This window comes from Micromonospora yongxingensis (genome assembly GCF_052601155.1).
The window spans coordinates 13,595-30,956 of the sequence record NZ_JBQXEO010000030.1; the positions used below are offsets into that span (position 1 = coordinate 13,595).

Annotated in this window: 17 protein-coding genes; 3 read left to right on the forward strand and 14 right to left on the reverse strand. The window is 71.4% G+C overall.

Annotated features, from left to right (window positions below; translation table 11 throughout):
- Window positions 1–10 precede the first annotated feature (10 nt).
- Window positions 11–1,666 (reverse strand): ABC-F family ATP-binding cassette domain-containing protein, encoded by a 1,656-nt coding sequence (locus ACTWLT_RS27305; RefSeq protein ID WP_445320801.1) that lies wholly within the window; start codon window positions 1,664–1,666, stop codon window positions 11–13.
- A 207-nt stretch (window positions 1,667–1,873) separates the two neighbouring features.
- Window positions 1,874–2,485 (reverse strand): TetR/AcrR family transcriptional regulator, encoded by a 612-nt coding sequence (locus tag ACTWLT_RS27310; protein ID WP_445320802.1) that lies wholly within the window; start codon window positions 2,483–2,485, stop codon window positions 1,874–1,876.
- Window positions 2,486–2,624: 139 nt separating this feature from the next.
- On the opposite strand from ACTWLT_RS27310, the gene ACTWLT_RS27315 reads away from it, so the two are divergent.
- A complete protein-coding gene (locus ACTWLT_RS27315) occupies window positions 2,625–3,728 on the forward strand; it encodes an aldo/keto reductase (RefSeq protein ID WP_445320855.1) in 1,104 nt (367 codons plus the stop codon).
- 78 nt (window positions 3,729–3,806) lie between these two features.
- Here ACTWLT_RS27315 and ACTWLT_RS27320 read toward each other — a convergent pair whose 3' ends face one another.
- A complete protein-coding gene (locus tag ACTWLT_RS27320; RefSeq protein ID WP_445320803.1) occupies window positions 3,807–4,325 on the reverse strand; it encodes a hypothetical protein in 519 nt (172 codons plus the stop codon).
- A 120-nt stretch (window positions 4,326–4,445) separates the two neighbouring features.
- Between ACTWLT_RS27320 and ACTWLT_RS27325 the strand changes: the two genes are divergently transcribed.
- On the forward strand, window positions 4,446–5,117 hold the full coding sequence (locus tag ACTWLT_RS27325; protein WP_445320804.1) for a TetR/AcrR family transcriptional regulator C-terminal domain-containing protein: 672 nt from the start codon (window positions 4,446–4,448) through the stop codon (window positions 5,115–5,117).
- 39 nt (window positions 5,118–5,156) lie between these two features.
- Here ACTWLT_RS27325 and ACTWLT_RS27330 read toward each other — a convergent pair whose 3' ends face one another.
- From ACTWLT_RS27330 to ACTWLT_RS27350, 5 genes are all read right to left on the reverse strand, one after another.
- The gene (locus tag ACTWLT_RS27330; RefSeq protein ID WP_445320805.1) at window positions 5,157–6,173 is read right to left on the reverse strand and encodes an alpha/beta hydrolase; all 1,017 of its coding nucleotides are present in this window, start codon (window positions 6,171–6,173) and stop codon (window positions 5,157–5,159) included.
- Window positions 6,174–6,301: 128 nt separating this feature from the next.
- Entirely contained in the window at window positions 6,302–7,219 is a 918-nt protein-coding gene (locus ACTWLT_RS27335; protein ID WP_445320806.1) for an acetyltransferase, read from the reverse strand.
- A 143-nt stretch (window positions 7,220–7,362) separates the two neighbouring features.
- Window positions 7,363–8,562, reverse strand: a complete 1,200-nt coding sequence (locus ACTWLT_RS27340) for a low temperature requirement protein A (RefSeq protein ID WP_445320807.1) — start codon at window positions 8,560–8,562, stop codon at window positions 7,363–7,365.
- A gap of 207 nt (window positions 8,563–8,769) precedes the next feature.
- Window positions 8,770–9,177 (reverse strand): VOC family protein, encoded by a 408-nt coding sequence (locus ACTWLT_RS27345; protein ID WP_252415211.1) that lies wholly within the window; start codon window positions 9,175–9,177, stop codon window positions 8,770–8,772.
- Window positions 9,178–9,294: 117 nt separating this feature from the next.
- The gene (locus tag ACTWLT_RS27350; RefSeq protein ID WP_445320808.1) at window positions 9,295–10,833 is read right to left on the reverse strand and encodes a flavin-containing monooxygenase; all 1,539 of its coding nucleotides are present in this window, start codon (window positions 10,831–10,833) and stop codon (window positions 9,295–9,297) included.
- Window positions 10,834–11,060: 227 nt separating this feature from the next.
- Between ACTWLT_RS27350 and ACTWLT_RS27355 the strand changes: the two genes are divergently transcribed.
- Window positions 11,061–12,023 (forward strand): AraC family transcriptional regulator, encoded by a 963-nt coding sequence (locus ACTWLT_RS27355; protein ID WP_445320809.1) that lies wholly within the window; start codon window positions 11,061–11,063, stop codon window positions 12,021–12,023.
- Between the two features lie 38 nt (window positions 12,024–12,061).
- Here the strand turns inward: ACTWLT_RS27355 and ACTWLT_RS27360 are convergent, their stop codons facing one another.
- From ACTWLT_RS27360 to ACTWLT_RS27385, 6 genes are all read right to left on the reverse strand, one after another.
- Entirely contained in the window at window positions 12,062–12,766 is a 705-nt protein-coding gene (locus tag ACTWLT_RS27360) for a cation efflux transmembrane domain-containing protein (RefSeq protein WP_445320856.1), read from the reverse strand.
- On the reverse strand, window positions 12,766–13,095 hold the full coding sequence (locus ACTWLT_RS27365) for an ArsR/SmtB family transcription factor (RefSeq protein ID WP_445320810.1): 330 nt from the start codon (window positions 13,093–13,095) through the stop codon (window positions 12,766–12,768). The genes ACTWLT_RS27360 and ACTWLT_RS27365 overlap by 1 nt, the downstream gene beginning before the upstream one ends.
- 62 nt (window positions 13,096–13,157) lie before the next feature.
- A complete protein-coding gene (locus tag ACTWLT_RS27370; protein ID WP_445320811.1) occupies window positions 13,158–14,531 on the reverse strand; it encodes a hypothetical protein in 1,374 nt (457 codons plus the stop codon).
- 55 nt (window positions 14,532–14,586) lie between these two features.
- The gene (locus ACTWLT_RS27375; RefSeq protein WP_445320812.1) at window positions 14,587–15,507 is read right to left on the reverse strand and encodes an anti-sigma factor RsbA family regulatory protein; all 921 of its coding nucleotides are present in this window, start codon (window positions 15,505–15,507) and stop codon (window positions 14,587–14,589) included.
- A complete protein-coding gene (locus ACTWLT_RS27380; RefSeq protein WP_445320813.1) occupies window positions 15,504–16,748 on the reverse strand; it encodes a PP2C family protein-serine/threonine phosphatase in 1,245 nt (414 codons plus the stop codon). Before ACTWLT_RS27380 ends, ACTWLT_RS27375 begins: the two co-directional genes overlap by 4 nt.
- An 81-nt stretch (window positions 16,749–16,829) precedes the next feature.
- Window positions 16,830–17,351: a hypothetical protein gene (locus ACTWLT_RS27385; protein ID WP_445320814.1), complete on the reverse strand. Its 522-nt coding sequence runs from the start codon at window positions 17,349–17,351 to the stop codon at window positions 16,830–16,832.
- Window positions 17,352–17,362: the final 11 nt, after the last annotated feature.

Consider the following 17,362-nt stretch of genomic DNA (forward strand, 5'->3'; position numbering starts at 1 on the left):
GGCGGAGAGGTCAAGGGCTCGTTACGAAAACGTTTCCAACGGCGGACGGTCCGACGGTGAGAGTGACCTCCCGGCCCGGCCACCGGGATCGGAGCCGCCGGTCGTGGCTGGCGACGACGATGGCGCCCGGCCCGGTGCCCAACGCCTCCTCCAGTTCGTCGCAGAGCCGTGGGGAGAGGTGATTGGTCGGCTCGTCCAGCAGGAGCAGCTCCGGCGGATCGGCGACGAGCACCGCGAGGCCGAGCCGGCGGCGCTGGCCGACCGACAGCTCCCCCACCGGTCGGTCGAGATCGGCGGGCGCGAGCAACCCGAGCGACGACAGCGGCACCTCCTCGGCCCGTCGCACACCGACGGTCGTCGCGAAGGTCTCCCGGGCGGTCCGCCGTGGATCGGCGAAGACGGTGTCCTGGGTCAGCAGTCCGACGCGTAGACCAGGCCGCCGCGAGACGGCACCGGCACAGGTCAGCCGGCCGGCGAGGACCGCCAGCAGGGTCGACTTGCCGGCGCCGTTCGGGCCACTCACCACCAGCCGGTCGCTGGCCGTCACGGTGAACTGCTCCACCCGCAGTCGGCCGGGGACCTCCACCTGGCGCATCGTGACGATGGCGTCGTCGCCGGCACCGGTGGCGAGAACGGGTGCGTGGAAACGCAGCGGCTCCGGCGGCGGGGCGACCTGATGGCGCTCCAGCGTCTCCAACCGGCGGGCGGCGTCGCGCACCCGGCGGGAGATCTGGTTCTGCACCCGGCCGGCGGTGTGCCCGTACCCCATCTTCTCGCTGTCGCGGGGGCCACGCCCGTGCGCGACCTGGTGCCCCGTCACGGCTGCGGCCTCGCGCAGCTCGGCGAGCTGCGCCTGCTCGTCGTCGTAGCGCCGGCGCCACCGCTCGGCCTCGGCGCGCTTCACCGACAGGTACGCCGTGTACCCGCCGCCGTAGCGGACCGGCCCCTCCACCGCCGGGTCCAGGTCGATGACGTGGGTGCACACGGCGTCTAGGAACGCCCGGTCGTGACTGGCCACCACGACCACTCCGGGCATCGCGCGGAGCTGTTCCTCGACGAACGCCGCCGCCGCGTCGTCGAGGTGGTTGGTGGGCTCGTCGAGCAGCAGCGCGTCCGGCCGGCGGATCAGCATCGCGGCCAGCGCGAGACGGCCACGCTGCCCGCCGGACAGTGCGGTCAGCCGACGCTCGTGGGGTGTCCCGCCGAGGCCGAGGCCGGCGAGCACCGTCAGCGCGCGCCGGTCGGCGTCCCAGGCGTCGCGGTCCTGCGCCCGCTCCAGGGTCTCGCCGTACGCGGCCAGCAGCTCGGCACGTCGCTCGGTGTCCTCGGGCGTCGCGGCCAGTTCCGTGCCGAGCCGGTCCAGTTCGGCGAGGTCCGCTCGCGCCTCGCGGAGTGCGTCGTCCAGGACGGTGGCGACGGTCGCGGCCGGGCTGAAGGGCATCTCCTGGTGCAGGAAGCCGAGATCCGGTGGGCGGGCGACGGTGCCGGAGTCGGGTTCGTCGACGCCGGCGAGGACCCGCAACAGGGTCGTCTTGCCGGTGCCGTTCTCGCCGATCAGGCCGATCCGGTGGCCGGGCGCGGCGGTCAGGGAGACACCGTCGAGCACCCGGCGGTCACCCCGGATGCGCAGCAGGTCATGGGCGATCAGTGCGGGTCGAACAGACATGGTGACCTCGGAGAACGGAGATCCGGGCGCACACAGGCGGCCCGGCGCGAGCAGGGCATGACGACGAGGGCCGCGGCGACAGCGCGATCACGCGCCCGTCTGCGGCCGGCCGGGGTCTTCACCCGGAGATGTCGTCGTCACCCGCCACGCCTGCTCCGATCTCCAGCAACTCGCGTCCGAGGTTAACTCACCGCCGGCGCCCCAAGGTCATCCACCGCCCGTGCGGGCGGCCATCCGGAGGGAGTCGATGGTCAGGTCGAGGACGGCCTCCAGGTGGTCGATCCTCCCGGTGGAGAGCAGCAGCAGCACGCCGCCCTGGATGCCGGCCAGCAGGGCCGCCGCGGCGCGGTCGGCGTCCACCTCTGGGGCGATGTCCCCGGTCGACTGCATGTGCCGGATGCCCTCGGTGATCGCCTTCTGCCAGCGCCCCATGAGGCCGGTCACCACCGCCTGCGCGCCCGGTGTACGCCGGCCCGTCTGACCGAGCAGACCGTTGAGCGGGCACGTCATGCCCTGGGCGAGGTAGCGCTCGATCAGCAGGTCGCGCCACGCCAGCCAGGCCGGCCAGGACGTCAGGTTGCTCAGCATCGGCTCCTGGTCGAGGAGCACCTGGTCGGCCTCGTGCTCGGCCACGGCGAGCAGCAGCTCGTCCTTGCCGTCGGGAAAGTAGTGGAAGACCTGGCCCTTGCTGGTTCCGGTACGGGCCATCACGTCCTCGAGCCGTACCTCGTCGACACCCCGCTCCCGGATCTCGGCGGCGGCGCCGGCGACGATCCGCGCCCGGGTCGCCTCGCCCTTGCGGGTCAACGCGCGCGTCACGAGACCTCCCACGGTGTGCACCTGGACCTGCGGACCCAACCGTAGCTCGGGGTTTGGACTTGCCGGTCCATTTCTGCCGCGCAACAGTCTGCACCACGCGGTCCGCTCCGGGCCGACGAGCGATCAGGAGGGCGTGACGATGAACCACTACTACCTGCTCGGGCGGTCCGGTCTGCGGGTCAGCCGACTGGCCCTGGGCACGATGAACTTCGGCGTCGACGGGTTCCACGCCGCGTACGGGAAGACCGAGGACGAGGCCGAACCGATCTTCCGGCGGTACCTGGAGGCGGGCGGAAACTTCATCGACACGGCGGACTTCTACACCGCCGGGGAGAGCGAACGGATGCTCGGCCGTCTGATCGACCGCGCCGGAGTCCGGGACCGGCTCGTGCTCACCAGCAAGTTCACCAACACCATCGACCCGAGCGACCCGAACGCCAGCGGCAACGGTCGCAAGCACATCGTGCGCGCCCTGGACGCCTCGCTGCGCCGGCTCGGCACCGACTACATCGACCTGTACCTGCTGCACACGTGGGACCGGATCACCCCGGTCGAGGAGGTCGTGCAGACCTTCGACGACCTGGTACGTGCCGGCAAGATCCGGTACGCCGGGCTCTCCGACGTACCGGCCTGGTACGCGGCCCGGGCCCAGAGCTACGCCGAGGCGCACGGGCTGGCCCCGATGATCACCGTGCAGCTTCCGTACTCCCTGGTCATGCGCGACATCGAGGCGGAGTACGTGGCAATGGCCCAGACGCTGGGCATGGGCCTCACCGCCTGGAGCCCGATCGGCGGTGGCCTGCTCAGCGGCAAGTACCGGCGCACCGGCGAGGGCATGAGCGGGACCGGCCGGTTGACCAATCCCGACGCCCCGGGTCGCGAGATCAACCCCAGCGACTGGCAGGTGATCGAGGCGCTGGAGGGCGTGGCCGCCGACCTGGGCCGCAGCATGGCCCAGGTGGCCATCAACTGGGCGGCCACGCAGCCGGCGGTTGCCTCGGTGATCATCGGGGCGAGCAGCCCCGAGCAGCTGGACAACAACCTCGCCGCGCTCGACTTCGAGATCCCGGCGAACGCCCGTCGGCGACTCGAGCAGGCCAGCGCGCCGCACGTCGGGATGCCCTACGGAATGTTCACCCCGCAGTACCAGTCCTGGGTCGTGAGCCCTGGCCTCGGCGTCGGCGACAAGCCCGCCGGATATGCCCCGCCGGTGTTCAACGGCGCCCCCGAACCCACCAACTGACGGCGAAGGGCCTTGGCAACGACAGCATCGCCGCGAAGGCCCTTGCCGTGCACCCACCGTCGGACCCCTCGCCGGTTGTCAGGCCAGGGAGACGGCGAGCAGGGCGACGGCGGAGCCGCCGAAGACCACCGTGTTGCGAAGGTAGGTCTGGGCGCGTACCCACCGGGGGAATGCGTCCTCGGCGGCCTGGAGGAACGGCTTGACCTCGACGCGGGTCAACTCCGGGTCGCCCTTGCGACGGAAGGCCGTCTCCACGGACGTCACCGCGGTGAGGTTGCTGTAGACGATCACCCCGTTCATGAGCACGACCAGGGAGGAGAAGATCCAGGTCAGCGGCTGGGCCAGGTCGGCGCCCGCGAGGTTCAGGGCCGCGATGGCGGTCATCACCGCGGCGACGGCCACCGGGGCGGCGGTCTCGTGGCCGCTGGCGTCGAACCTGAGCTTGTTCTCCTCCAGTACTCCCGGGCGGACGTTCTGGCGGCGGAGTTCGGCCTCCGCTGCGGCCTTCGCGACAGGGCCGAAGCGGTGGCGAACCAGCGGGATGCTGACGAAGGCTGCGGCGACGAGCAGTTGCATGACGGCGGCGAGGGTGTTCATGCGGATCTCCTTCAATTTGCACTTAGTTCAAGTACTGGCGATGACGACGGTAGCGGCCACTTGAACTTCGTGCAATACCGCTGTTGAACTTTGTGCAAGCGACTGCGTACGGTGAGGGGCATGCCGCGCGACACGCTCACTCGGGATCAGATCGTTCGGACCGCCGTCGAACTCCTCGACGCCGAGGGCCTCGAAGGCCTGAACATGCGCGCCCTGGGCAAACGACTCGATTCGGCCGCCACGGCCATGTACTGGCACGTCAAGAACAAGGACAACCTCGTCCTGCTCGCCACCGACCAGGTGTGGAGCGAGCTCAACCTGCCCGACCCGGACGTCGACTGGCGGACGGCGGTCACCGCCATGGCCGTCGACCTGTACGAGATGTTCACCCGACACCCCTGGCTGGTGCAGGCCTTCGCCGCCCATGTCGTCTACGGCGACGGCAAGGCCCGCCACGACGACCACACCCTCGCCGTCTACGAGGCCGCCGGCTTCAACGGCACCCAGGCCGACCTGGCCGCCTCCGCCGTCTTCACCTACGTTCTCGGCAACGCGGCCGGCGCCGCCGCGACCGCCTCCCTCACCCGGAAACTCACCCGGGACGACACCACCGCCGACGAACAGTTCCAGGAAGCCATGGCCAGGGCCAAGGAGATCGCCATGGACTACCCGCACCTGCGTGCCCGCCTCGAGACTCCGGCGGCGGCCGACTATGCCGCAGCGCCCGACAATTCCTTCGAGTTCGGCCTCCAGGCGCTCCTCGACGGCCTGGAGCAGCGGATCGCCGCATAGCGCCGCCGGTCGGTGCCGTTACCACGACACCGTCGACGGTTACTCGCCCGCGCTCGTCGTCCGGACGAGTCCGGTGGTCGGCGCCGGCTCTCCCTCGTAGAGCGCCACGTACAGCCGATGCAACGCGGGTCCGTCGGCGCCGAGCGAGGCGAGGTCGAGGACATCGTGGCGGACGGCCAACGCCTCCGGCAGCATGCGGACGCGTAGCTCGATGCCGCTGGCCTCGGCGATCCTGCGGGGCACGGTCACCGCTGCGGCGGGATCCACCACCCCGTCGAGCGGGCTCATCGCTACCGCGGCGGTCAGCAGACCAGTCCGCCGGGGCGGGTCGGGGAGGTTGCGGGCGATCGTCAGGTACTGCGTGACCGCCGAGAAGGAGTAGCCGCGCGAGGTGACGCGGTCGGACAGAAGGCGGCGCCCGTACAGCACGATGAGCGGTTTGACGGCGAACGCCGGAGCCTGACGTGGGTCGGGGCCGAAGAACGGCGACAGCAGCAGGAGGCGGCGCACGACGTCGCCGCGGACCTGCGCCAACCAGGCGGCCAGCACCGCGCCGCCGGAGATCCCCACGACACCCACCTCGTCGCCGAGACCCGCCGCGACGGTCAACGCCTGGGCGGCGTACGCGGTCAGCTCAGTCGCCTCGACGCGGTGGTGTGCCCGGCGGTCGACGGTGCCGTGGTGGGGTGCCCGCGGAACCCAGACGTTGTAGCCGCGGGCGAAGAACTCCCGGGCCACTTCGTCGTACTGTTCCGGCCCCAGGGTGTACCCGTGCAGCAGCAGCACCACCCTGCCGGTACGCGTGCCGTGGCTCAGCAACCGGCTCCGGGACTCCGGCCTGACCCCCGGGTCCGCGGCCTCGGCCGCCACGACGGCCTCGGCGGCCCGGGTGGCGGAGGCGAAGTCGAGCGGTTGCGATGGTGCCTCACGCAGCGCACGGCGGCGCAACGGCCAGAGGTAGAGCCCGACGACCGCCGACAGGAGCACCATCAGCCCGCCGACGGCGAGGGCGAGGCAGAGGGTGAGGACGGTGAGGTGCACACCGAACAGGTCCATCGACGCTAGGCCTGCTGGTGGGTGCTGGCAAGGATCTTCGGCACCGGCAGATCCTCTCACCGGGCCGTCGATCGATGGGGCGGTGGGGACGGGTACGCCCTGGTGGCGGCAGGGCGTACCCCGATCAGCTAGTCCAGATGGTCGGCGGCGGCCACCGGAGCGGCTGCCGGTGCGAAGGCGACCCGCGCGCGCAACTGCCGGAAGCCGGTCCGTTCCAGCTCCGCCAGCACCGCCACCCGGTGGGCGTCGACGTCGGCGATCACCTCCCGGGCGCCGCCGGCGGCCAGCACCCGCACCGCCTCGGCCAGCAGCTCAGCCCGGACGGCCTCGTCGAGCAGACCGAGGTAGGCGACGAGCGGGTAGCAGGCGTCCCCGGCCGTCCCGACCAGTCCGACCGGCTCGCCGTCGTCCAACGCGACCCGCCAGTCGCCGGCCGTCCCGTCCAGCCAGGCCAGCGGGTCGGTGGCCAGGTCGACGCCCCGGACCAGCCGCGCGATCTCCACGCCGGTCAGGACGTCCGGCTCGGCGATGCGGGCCACCAGGGCGTTGATCTCCGCCGAATCGGTGGCCGGGCGGAAGACGTACCGACCGGAGGTGGCCGGCAGCGGCGTGCCCGTCCACGAGCATCTGAGCCGCTCCCCGCGCTCGACCAGCCCGGCGAGCCGGGCCGCGGCCAGCGGCGCCCTCATCACGCCCAGCACCTCGGGCCGGCGCCGCCAGTGCGCCGGCATGGCGGCGTAGTACAGACCGGGACCGCCCAGCGCCTCGTGGGCGGCGCGCAGCAGTGCGGCGCCCACCTCCGGCTCGGCGTCCAGGTCGAACCGCTCCAGCCAGGGCGCACCGACGGCGCCGGGCGGGAGGAGCCAGGCCGCCCGGCCGACCACCCGGCCGCCGCGGAGGGCGACCCAGGTGTGCTCGGGGCGGTAACCGCCGCCGGCGATCCCGTCGGCGTAGCCGACCTGACGCAGTTGGGGCAGCGGATCGGACATGGAGTCGAACAGGTTTTCCTCGCCCGCGACGAGCGGACGGATGACCAGATCGGTCATGGATTGATCCTCCGGGAAGCGAGCGCCCCGGGTCAGATCCGCGCGGACGCCGAGGCGCGGAGGGGGCGCAGAACATCGGACATTGTTCTGACCTCCTCCCGGCTCGACGGCGTATCCGGAAACCTACTCGACGCGCTCGCCCGCTACAACGGCGGATTCGTCTCCGCTCCGCGTTTATGGGTGAACCCGTCGGCGACGCCGACCGCGGCCAGGATCAGGGCGGCGGTGACCGACGCCGCGACCGGCGGGAAGAACACCATGGGTGGCGCCGCCACGGCCAGCAGCAGCACCCCGACCAGCAGCACCCGGCAGCGAGGCCCGGTCGGGGACAACTTCTCCAGGTAGGTCCGCCCGATCAGGAACAGCGCCGGGCCGCCGAAGATGATGACCACCAGCGCCCAGTCGATCGGCGGGTCGGGGTCCTCGATGACCTGCCCGAAGCCGACCGCCGTGCAGATGATGCCTCCGACGATGAGCAGCAGGCTGAAGCTCGCCCAGCGGGACAGTTGCATGCCCTCCCCGGCGAGGCTGCCGGTCGCCTCCCGGCCCGGTCGTATGTGGTAGAAGTAGATCCGCCAGAACGCCACCACCGCCACGAAGGCGGCGACGAGAGTGGCGGTCCGCTCGGTGGAGAAGCCCGGAAAACTGATGGCGGCACCGGCTTCGAGCACCACCTCGGCGAGCGCGATCATGAAGAACTGGTTGTACCGCTCGGCGAGGTGAACGTAGGAGACCTTGGACAGGGCGTCACGGCGTGCCCCGCGAATCCCGAACGCGGGCCAGTTGCTTGCCGCCCCGGCAACCTCGATGGCGAGGGCGAGGGTCCAGAAGACGCCGCGGCCGAGCCCTCCGCTGATGCCGCCGCCGATCCAGAGCACGCCGGACACCGCGTGCCAGGTCAGCACCCGGGCGGAGACCTCCCACATCGGGTGGCCCCGCAGGGCCAACGTCAGGAAGAGCGGGCGGCCGACCTGGATGAGGACGTACGTGCAGGCGAAGATCATCCCGCGCTGACCGAACGCCTGCGGCAGCGAGACCGCGAGCACCAGGGTGCCGAACATCGTGGCCAGCAGGACGACCTGGATGTCGGTGCGGCGCGGGTCGTACGTGCTCGCCATCAGGGAGTTCAGCGACCAGATCATCCACATCGCCGCGAAGAACAGCAGCGTCTGCCCCGCCTCGGACAGCAGCGCGTGCCGCACGATGGTCAGGTCGTCCGCGACCCGCCCGGCGAGGCGGGCCAGCGCGAAGACGTAGACGATGTCGAACAGCAGTTCCAGAACGGTCGCCCCACGCGGGCTCGTGCTGTCCCCCAGCCCCCGGGACCATGCTCGCGTCAGCACGGAGCGGGTCAGCTGCCGGCCAGGCCCGCCGGCACGGGCACGTCCGGCCGCCGGGCCTGGTAGCGGTGCTCGGTGATCTGCCCCGCCATCGCCCTGGCCTCCTCGTGGACCGTCGAGCCTCATGCGCCTGTGAGGGAATTTTATCCCACGTTATTCGCCTTTCTGGCGGTTATGGCGGCGCGGACCCTCGGGTCCGCCCGCGACGGTTCAGGCCCGACTGGAGATCTGCTGCACCGCCCAGGCGTTGCCGTCCGGGTCGGAGAAGAAGACAAAACCGACGTTGTCCAACGGGTCCGGCACCGGTCGGGGGTTGACCCCCAGCACCTGGATCTCGCTGACCTCGACGCCCCGCTCCACCAGCTCCGCCCGGGCCTTCTGCAGGTCGGGCACCACCAGTTGCAGCCCTTTCAGTGAGCCCGGCGGCATGTCCGGCACCGCTCCCTTGCCGATGACCACCGAGCAGCCGGAGCCCGGCGGGGTCAGCTGCACCAGCCGAGCGTCGTCACTGATCACGGTGTCGTGGTCCACGGTGAAGCCGAGCCGCTCGGCGTAGAACTCCTTGGCCCGGTCCACGTCCGAGACCGGCACGATCACCACTTCCAGCGTCCAGTTCATCCGTACACCCCTCGTGTCGTGGATCCGGGACAGGCTCGCGCTCGCCGACGTTACCGCCCCCGGGGGCGGATCGACGGCGTGTGAACCAGCGCGTCGGCCGACTCGCCCGCCGGGCCCTCAGGGCGCGGCGCGGCGGGCCGGTGCCGGTTCGGCCCGACCCGTCGCGCCCTCGTCGGCGGTACGCCGGATCATGCGTGCCGTCACCCTCCGGTAGGAACGCGGGTCGACCGGCAGCAACCACTGCCGGGCCCGGGCCAGCCGGCCGAGGTTGAGCCCGAGCTCGTCGAGCACCTCGTCGATGTTGTGCATCGAGAACGGGATGACGTTCGTGCCTCGGGCGTGCCGCCCTCCGGTCCGCGCCGCCATCCAGGCCACCCGCGCGCGGACCTCCTCGCGCATCCGGTCCACCGGCGGCGGCGTGATCCCGCCCCGCAGGTAGGCGGCGGTCCAGACCGCGGCCATCTCCGCGCTGAGCGGGCTGAAGAACGAGGAGTTGTAGCCGGCGAACGTCAGGTGTGGCACGTCGATCGGCAGGATCTGGCGGTACAGCATGAAGTTGCCCGCGTCGTCCTGGAGTCGGGCGTGCAGCGCGTCGTCGAAGAACGGCACGTGCTGCCGGAAGCCGGTGCCACAGATCACGAGGTCGGCGGCGAGCACCGTGCCGTCGGCGAGACGGGCGGCCGGTCGACCGTCGTCGACCAGCAGATCGCTGATCGTCCGGTCCCGGTGGACGCTGATGCGGCCGTCGGCGACGCGCTCGAAGAAGCCCTCCGTCACGAGGCTGACGGTGCTGCGGGCGATGTCCTGGAAGCTGCCGTTCGGCACGAGGCCCAGCTCACGCAGCTTGAGCTGCCTGGTCGCGACCGACCCGACGCTGTCGAGCATGCCGCGGCGCAGGCCGTTGCCCGGACCGTGCAGGAACCGCTCGAAGCCCTTCAGCGTGATGTACCGGAACAGCGCCTCACCCATGCGGGTGAGCAGGAGGTACTTGTAGTTGAGCGCGCCGCCGAGCTTCCTGGGCATCTTCCAGAGCAGTTCGCGGGCGACGACGTGGGTCCGGGCGGCGACATCGCTCACGGGGATCGCCACGTCACAGGAGGACTTGCCGTACCCGACGATGACGACGTTCTTCCCCCGCGCCGCCGCGAGGTCGTGGAACTCCCCCGCGGGTAGGACCCGTCCGCCGGCGGCCGTGAAGTCCTCGGCGCCGGGGAAGGACGGGACGAGGGGATCGCAGAAGATGCCGTTGGCGACGACGAGGTGGTCGTACCTCTCCATGGTCACCGGGTCCCCGCCGCCCGCCGGCCGCGACGCGAGCAGCCACCCGGTCTCGTCGTCGAGAAGTTCGGCGGAGACGACCTCCGTGGAGAGCCGCAGGGCTGTGCCGAGCCCGAACATGTCCACGTAGTGCTCCAGATACTCCTGCACCTGCTTGCCGGTCGGCCACTGCGGGTAGCGCGCCGGCATGGGCAGGTCGGAGAGGTGGTAGGTGCCCTTGTCGTTCTGGGTACGGAGGCCGGGGTACCGGCGGGTGCGACTCCACACCCCACCGACGTCGGGCGCCTTCTCGAACACGGTGACGTGGAAGCCACTCTGCCGCAACACCTTCGCTGCGCTCAGGCCGGCGAATCCGGCGCCGACGACGGCGATCCTCATGGCAGCCTCCGAGATGGGGTGTGACCCGCGGACGAGAACCGCCGCAGCAGGTGCGCCGGCGGTGTCCGTACGCTAACCAGCAGCGTCGATGGGCCGCTATCCGCCGCACGCGGGATGTGTCCGTCGTGCGCAGCCGGCCTGCTCCTTGTCGGGTCGCCGCCTTTCCGACCCCCGTCACCCCGGTCGCCACCTAGGGTCAGCGCATCAGGACGCCGGGGAGGTGTCGGATGGGTGCCGTGACGATCCGGACGCGTGACGTCGAGCAGGCACGGGCCGAGGTGGGTCGCGTGTTCTGTGCGCACCGCCTCACGCCCCAGTCGGGCGTCCACAGCGTCCAGCTGCGGATGGCGGCCCACCGGGTGGGCGGCGTGGGCGTCATCGACCTCGACTACGGGCAGGCCGTACGCATCCAGCCCACTCCGCTGGAGACCTTCTACCTCGTACAGATCCCGCGCAGTGGCGGCACGGTGGTCCGGCACGCCGGCCGCAGCGTCACCTCGACACCCGACGTCGCGTCCGTCCTCTCCCCGTACGACGCCTCGGACATGCAGTGGTCGGCAGGCTCACCGCACCGGATCTTCTACGCCGACCGGCGCACCGTCGACCGGGAGCTCTCCCGCCTGCTGGGCCGCCCGGTGGACGGCCCGGTCCGCTTCGACATCGGCATGACCATGACCACACCCACGGCGAGGGCGTGGGCGCGCGGTGTGGACTTCCTCGCCGACGAGCTGGCACACCCCATGGACGCGTCGCTGTTCGACCACCCCCAGGTCGCCGCTCGTTTCGAGCAGGGGCTCATCGCCCAGTTGTTGCTGGCCCACCGGCACACCTATTCCGACCTGCTCGCCGAACCGCCACGCCACCCCGCCCCCGGGCGCCTCGTCCGTCAGGCCTGCGCCCTGATCACCGACCACCACGGCGAGGCCCTGACGGTCGGGGATGTCGCGGAGGCTCTGCGGGTGAGCGTGCGGACGCTGCAGGACTGCTTCCGGCGGGAGTTGCAGACGACGCCGACGGCGTACCTGCGCGCGTGCCGGCTGTACGCGGCCCACCGTGCGCTGCGAGCGACCGTTCCCGGGGTGTCCGTGACGACCGTTGCCCTGCAACACGGGTTCGTCCACCTCGGTCGCTTCGCCGCCGACTACCGTGCGCGCTTCGGTGAGTCGCCGTCCACGACCCTGCGACGTTGACGACCGTTCGGCGTCTCACCAGGCAGGCGGGACCGGCCTCAGTGCTGTTCCCCAGGTGCGCAGCATCCCCCGGAGCAGTCGGCCGCCCCGGGTGCGGTGGCTGAGCTCGGGGCGCAGCAGAGACGCCCTCGCCACGCCTCGCGGCCTTCCCTGACCGCGACCACGGCGATCACGAGGGCCGCGGCCGGGTCGGCCCACCACCAGCCGAACAGCGAGTTGACCGCCAGGCCGACCAGCAGCACCGCGGACAGGTACGTGCAGAGCAGCGTCTGCTTCGAATCCGCCACCGCCGACGCCGACCCGAGCTCACGCCCGGTGCGGCGTTGCGCCGCGGACAGGACCGGCATCACGGCGAGCGACACCGCGGCGAGCACCAGCCCGACCGTGGAGTGCTCGGCCCGGTCGCCGCCGAGGAGTGCCCGGACGGACTCCACCGTCACGTAGGCGGCCAGGCCGAAGAACGACAGCGCGATGATGCGAAGCGCGGTCCGCTCGCGCCGCTCGTGGTCGCTGCCGGAGAACTGCCAGGCCACGGCCGCGGCCGACGACACCTCGATGACGGAGTCCAGACCGAAGCCGATCAGCGCGGTCGACGAGACGAGGGCTCCGGCCGTGATCGCCACAACGGCCTCGACGGTGTTGTAGGCGATGGTCGCGGCCACCAGCAGCCGCACACGCCGGGTCAGTGTCGCCCGCCGTGACGGCGACTGCCCAGGCGACACCAGCGGCAACGGGGTGACCATCAGCAGCACCCGTCGTCGACGGAGGTCGGGCACGCCGCCGGGTCGACCGCGAGGACCAGGCCCAGCAGGTCTCCCAGGGCGTGGGTCAGGCGGGGGTCCGCCAGCTCGTAGCGGGTGCGGCGTCCCTCCGGAGCGGCGACGACCAGGCCACACCCGCGCAGGCAGGCGAGATGGTTGGACACGTTCTGCCGGGTGGCGCCCAGCAGCTCGGCCAGCTCGGCGGGGTATCCGGGGCCGTCCCGCAGCGCCAGCAGCAGCCGCGCTCGCACGGGGTCGGACAGGGCGTGGCCGAAGCGGGCCAGCACCTGGCCGTGCGTCAACATCTGCATGCCCGTCACAATACAGCCGATGCTGAATCCAGCAAGGGCTGAATTGAGAATCGACGGGCCGGTCAGCGTCCGCGCCGCCGCCGGACCCACCCGACGGCGACCCGCGGCCGCCTGCCCGTCGCCTGACCGGCTGCGCGGTTCGCTCGGCCCGCGTGCACGCCGGCGCGTCCGAGCAGCCGAATCAGCAGCCAGCAGAACACCGCCAGCATGCCGAACAGCGCGACCGTCACGACCCGCCAGCGCATGCTGTCGACCTGGAGCATCTCCGGCAGGAGCGCGGCGACACCGGCAACCGCGGTGATCGAGAACAGCCACTGCAACCGCTGCTGGAACAGCGCCGTCTGCAACCCGAAGAGCTGGCTCAGGTTGCTGCGGAGCAGTTCCAGGCGCTGCCGCGCGGCCTGGAGGTGCCGGGGCACCCGCAGGCCGTCGATCAGGAACGTGGCCACCGCGATCCGCAGCGGATCCCGGTACATCAGATCCACGTTGCCCACCTCGGCCAGCCCTCGGCTGAGCTGTAGTTGCACCCGGGCCAGCTGGGTGATGCGCGCGCCGAGTGAGTGGCCCGGCCCGACGAGTTCGTCGTGGTCATTCGGATCCACCCCCACCCAGAGCTGGCAGAAGAACCACTGGGCGTGGATCTGCCCGTACATGTCCTGGACCATCCGGGCGGTCGCCGGACCGCCCTCGATCCCGTCGTGCACGACGGCCACGGTGGACCAGCCCGTCGTGCGCACCACCACGCCGCGCAGGCGCAGGGGACCGTCGTCCGCCACCGAACCGGGTGTCACCGGCAGCGCGGAGAGCCGCAGCAGGGACTCCACGACCGGCTCGTCCTCGCCGCCCTCCGGACCGCGCAGCACGAAGAACTGCCGCATGTTCTGAAACGGGTAGCACCGTTCCCGTGGCTCGAAACCGGGTGAATCCTGCAGGATCGCGCGGACCGCCTGGACGTGGGCGGACACCCTCAGGCCACCCGGTTCGCGGGGCTCGGCCTCGATCGCCCGCAGGTGCCCTGCCAGGTTCGCCGGGAACACCTCCAGGTCGCGCAGGTGCCGGAAGTAGTCGAGGGTGTTCTCGCGGACCAGGTCGTCATAGAACCGGCAGATCTCCTCGGTGCCGGCCGTCGGCTCTGGCGCGGCGAACCGCAGGTCCACCGAGATCACCCCCAGCGCCGGATAGATCACGATTGTGGTGGTGGTGGCCCAGGTGGTGTGTCCGACGCGCACCGCCGACGTGCCGAGGGAGAGTTGCAGCACCGGGGGGTGGGTGGCGAGGTACGAGATGTTGTAGGCCCGGGTCTCCTCGTGCTCGACCACGTCGACGGTGGTGGCGCCCAACCCGGCCAGCAGCGGAACGGCCGGCTCCACGTCCTGCAACGTGCCGCCGAGGTCGAACTTGACGGGCACGTAGATGTGATCGATCTTCAGGCTCACGCAGCCATTCTGAGTGCCGATCCCCCGCCCGGCTGCCCCTGCCGTCCCGCGGACCTCAGCGGTGCATGTGCAGGCGGATGGTGGTGGCACCGGGCACGGTGTGGACGCGTACCAGATCGCAGAGTTGGTTGACCAGCACGAGGCCTCGACTGCCGGGCTGCTGCGGCGGCACTGGAATCCGCCCGGCGAGCGGATTCGCGATGTGCCCGGTGTCGCTGAACTGGCAGATCAGCCTCTTCGGGTCGGTCCAGACCGCGAGGGAGCCGCCGGCGGCGGTGTGCCTGATCGTGTTCGTGGCCAGTTCGTTGACCGCCAGGGTCAGGTCGGAGACCCGGTCCGGGGGCAGACCAGCCGCTACGGCCTCGGCGGTCACCAGCCGACGGATGGCCGGGAGAGCCGGGAGATCGATGGCGATGACGATCGCCTCGGGGGGCGGCTCCTGCAACGGCAGGTTGAACCCCGCGGCCACGGCGATCGGGTCGTCGTAGTCCGGGCTCTCCCACGACACACCGCCCATCTGCAGGACGGGATGGGTGCGGTAGGCGTCGTCGAGCCAGCTCCGCTCCAGGCTGCCGGTGTCGTAGGGGCAGAGGATGGTGGCCGGCCGGCCGGCGAACGCGGCGTTGATGAGGGCCTCGTGCTGCGCACAGGCGGGGTACTCGGTCTCGCTTCGGCCGGCCCAGATGGGTTCGCCGATGATGCGTACACGCTTTCCGGCGTTGGCGGCGGCGAAGGCGAACAGGACGCCCGGGAGGATTCGCCCGGGATTGCGCCCGGCCACGCTCATGTCGTGCAGCTGGACCCGGGCCGCGTCGCTGCCGAGAGCGGTGCGGATGCGGTCGAGGTTGTCCCCCGGCACGGCGACCATGACCGGCTCGTCGGCGTCGAGACCGGCCCGGATGAACGGCACCGTCCCGGCCAGGTACTCCTCGTGATCGGCGTAGAACAGGGCGGGATGCACGAAACCGGTACTCATGCCGCGGCCTCCGGGTTGCGCGGCTCAGGGAGAATCCGGTCGGCGGTGTGGATGGCGAGCAGGGCGATGTCGTCGGTGGCCTGTTTGCCGGCGAGCATGCTCATGATGCGGGCGCAGACCTTCTCGGCGGAGCCTGGTTCGACCGCCGCGCGAAGCCGTTCGACGCCGACGTCGATGATCTCGCCCCGGCGTTCGACGAGCCCGTCGGTGTAGCAGACCAGTACGGCGTCGGACGGGAACGCCACCTCGGTGCACCGGCGGGCCGGCTGGCGCGGCCCGATACCCAGTGGAAGATCGACCGGGATGGTCAGCGGCTCGGCCGGGCGTCCTGGCGAAGCCAGGATGGGTTGCAGGTGCCCGGCGAGGGACACCTGAATGGTGGCGCGGTCCGGGGAGATCATGGCGTAGAGGACCGTGGCCAGACTCCCGGCCTCGAAGTGGTGGATCTTGCGGTCGAGCAGCGTCAGCGCACTGGCCGGGTCGTCGCAGACCAGCGCGTAGGCGCGCAGCGCACTGCGGAGGCGACCCATGACGACCGCCGAGCGCAGCCCGTGTCCGGACACGTCACCGATGACGACGCCCAGCCAGCCGGACGGGAGCGTGAAGACGTCGTACCAGTCGCCGCCCACGCCGGCGTCGTGACCGGGCACGTAGCGGGCGGCCATGTCCACGCCGGGCGCGTCCGGCAGGTGGGTGGGCAGCAGGCTGCGTTGCAGTGCGAGGGCGGCGGTGCGGTCGAGGCCACTGGCCCTGGTCCGGGTGGCGAGGCTCGCCCGGTCCGCGGCGAGTTGCAGCAGCTGAACGTCGGCGTCGGTGAACTGGTGCGGTGCCCGGCGGCCGACGTGAATGACGCCGATCACCTCCCCGTGGGCGAACATGGGCACACCCAACAGCGAGCGGGCTCCGCGGCCGAACAGAACCGGGTCGTCGGCGGCGGCGAGGTCGGGCAGTATGACGGGTTGCTTCTCCCGGGCGATCCGACCCGCGAGGCCGTGGCCGACGGGGACCCGAGCCCCCTGCCGGATCTCCTCCCCCATCCCCTTCGTCGCGGCGGCCACGAACTGCTGGGCGTGCACGTCCAGCAGCAGGATGGCCGCCGTTTCCACTTTCAGCACCTCTCGGACACGCTCGAGGAGCTCCTCCATGAGGTCGTTGACGTCGAGCTGGGAGAGCGCGGCGTCGGTGACCGCCTCGATGCGGCGCAGCCGCTCGTCGCTCCCGCTGTCCTGCACGTCAATCACGCCAGGAGCCTAGCGCTTTCCGGCTCCAAAGCAGGTCACGAGGCTCCCCCGCCCGGTCCGGAGCCAGCGGGCGACCGCCGGTCAGATGGCCTCCGCCCTGGCCACCTTCCACTCCCCGTCGACCGGGACCAGGGTGAGCACCACCCGATTCTGGTCGACCTTCTCCCCGGCCGTGTTCACGTTGCGCCGGTACTGGTTGAGGTACACGAGCAGCTCGACCCGTTCCGCTGTGGCGGTCACCACACCCGTCGCGGACACCTCCGCCGCGACGACAGCCTGCTGCGCGGCCGCGGTCTGCTTCAACGCCGCCGTGGTCTGCTCGTACTCCCTGCCGAACGAGCCGGTGGCGAAGGTTCGGCCGTTGGCCACGCTGTCGTCGAACGTGCGGTAGTCGTAGGAGAAGATCGCCTTGGCGGCGGCGGGAGCGGTGGCCAACGCCTGCCGTACGGCCGTGTCCCGCTGACCGGCCCGGTGGTCACCCCACCATCCGAGACCGGCGACGGCGGCCGCGAGCACGATCGCGACGGCCAGCACCGGGACGAGCCGCATCCGGCGCCGCCGGGGTACGCGCGGCCGTCGCACGAATTCGATCAGGTTACCCATCGGTCCTCCCC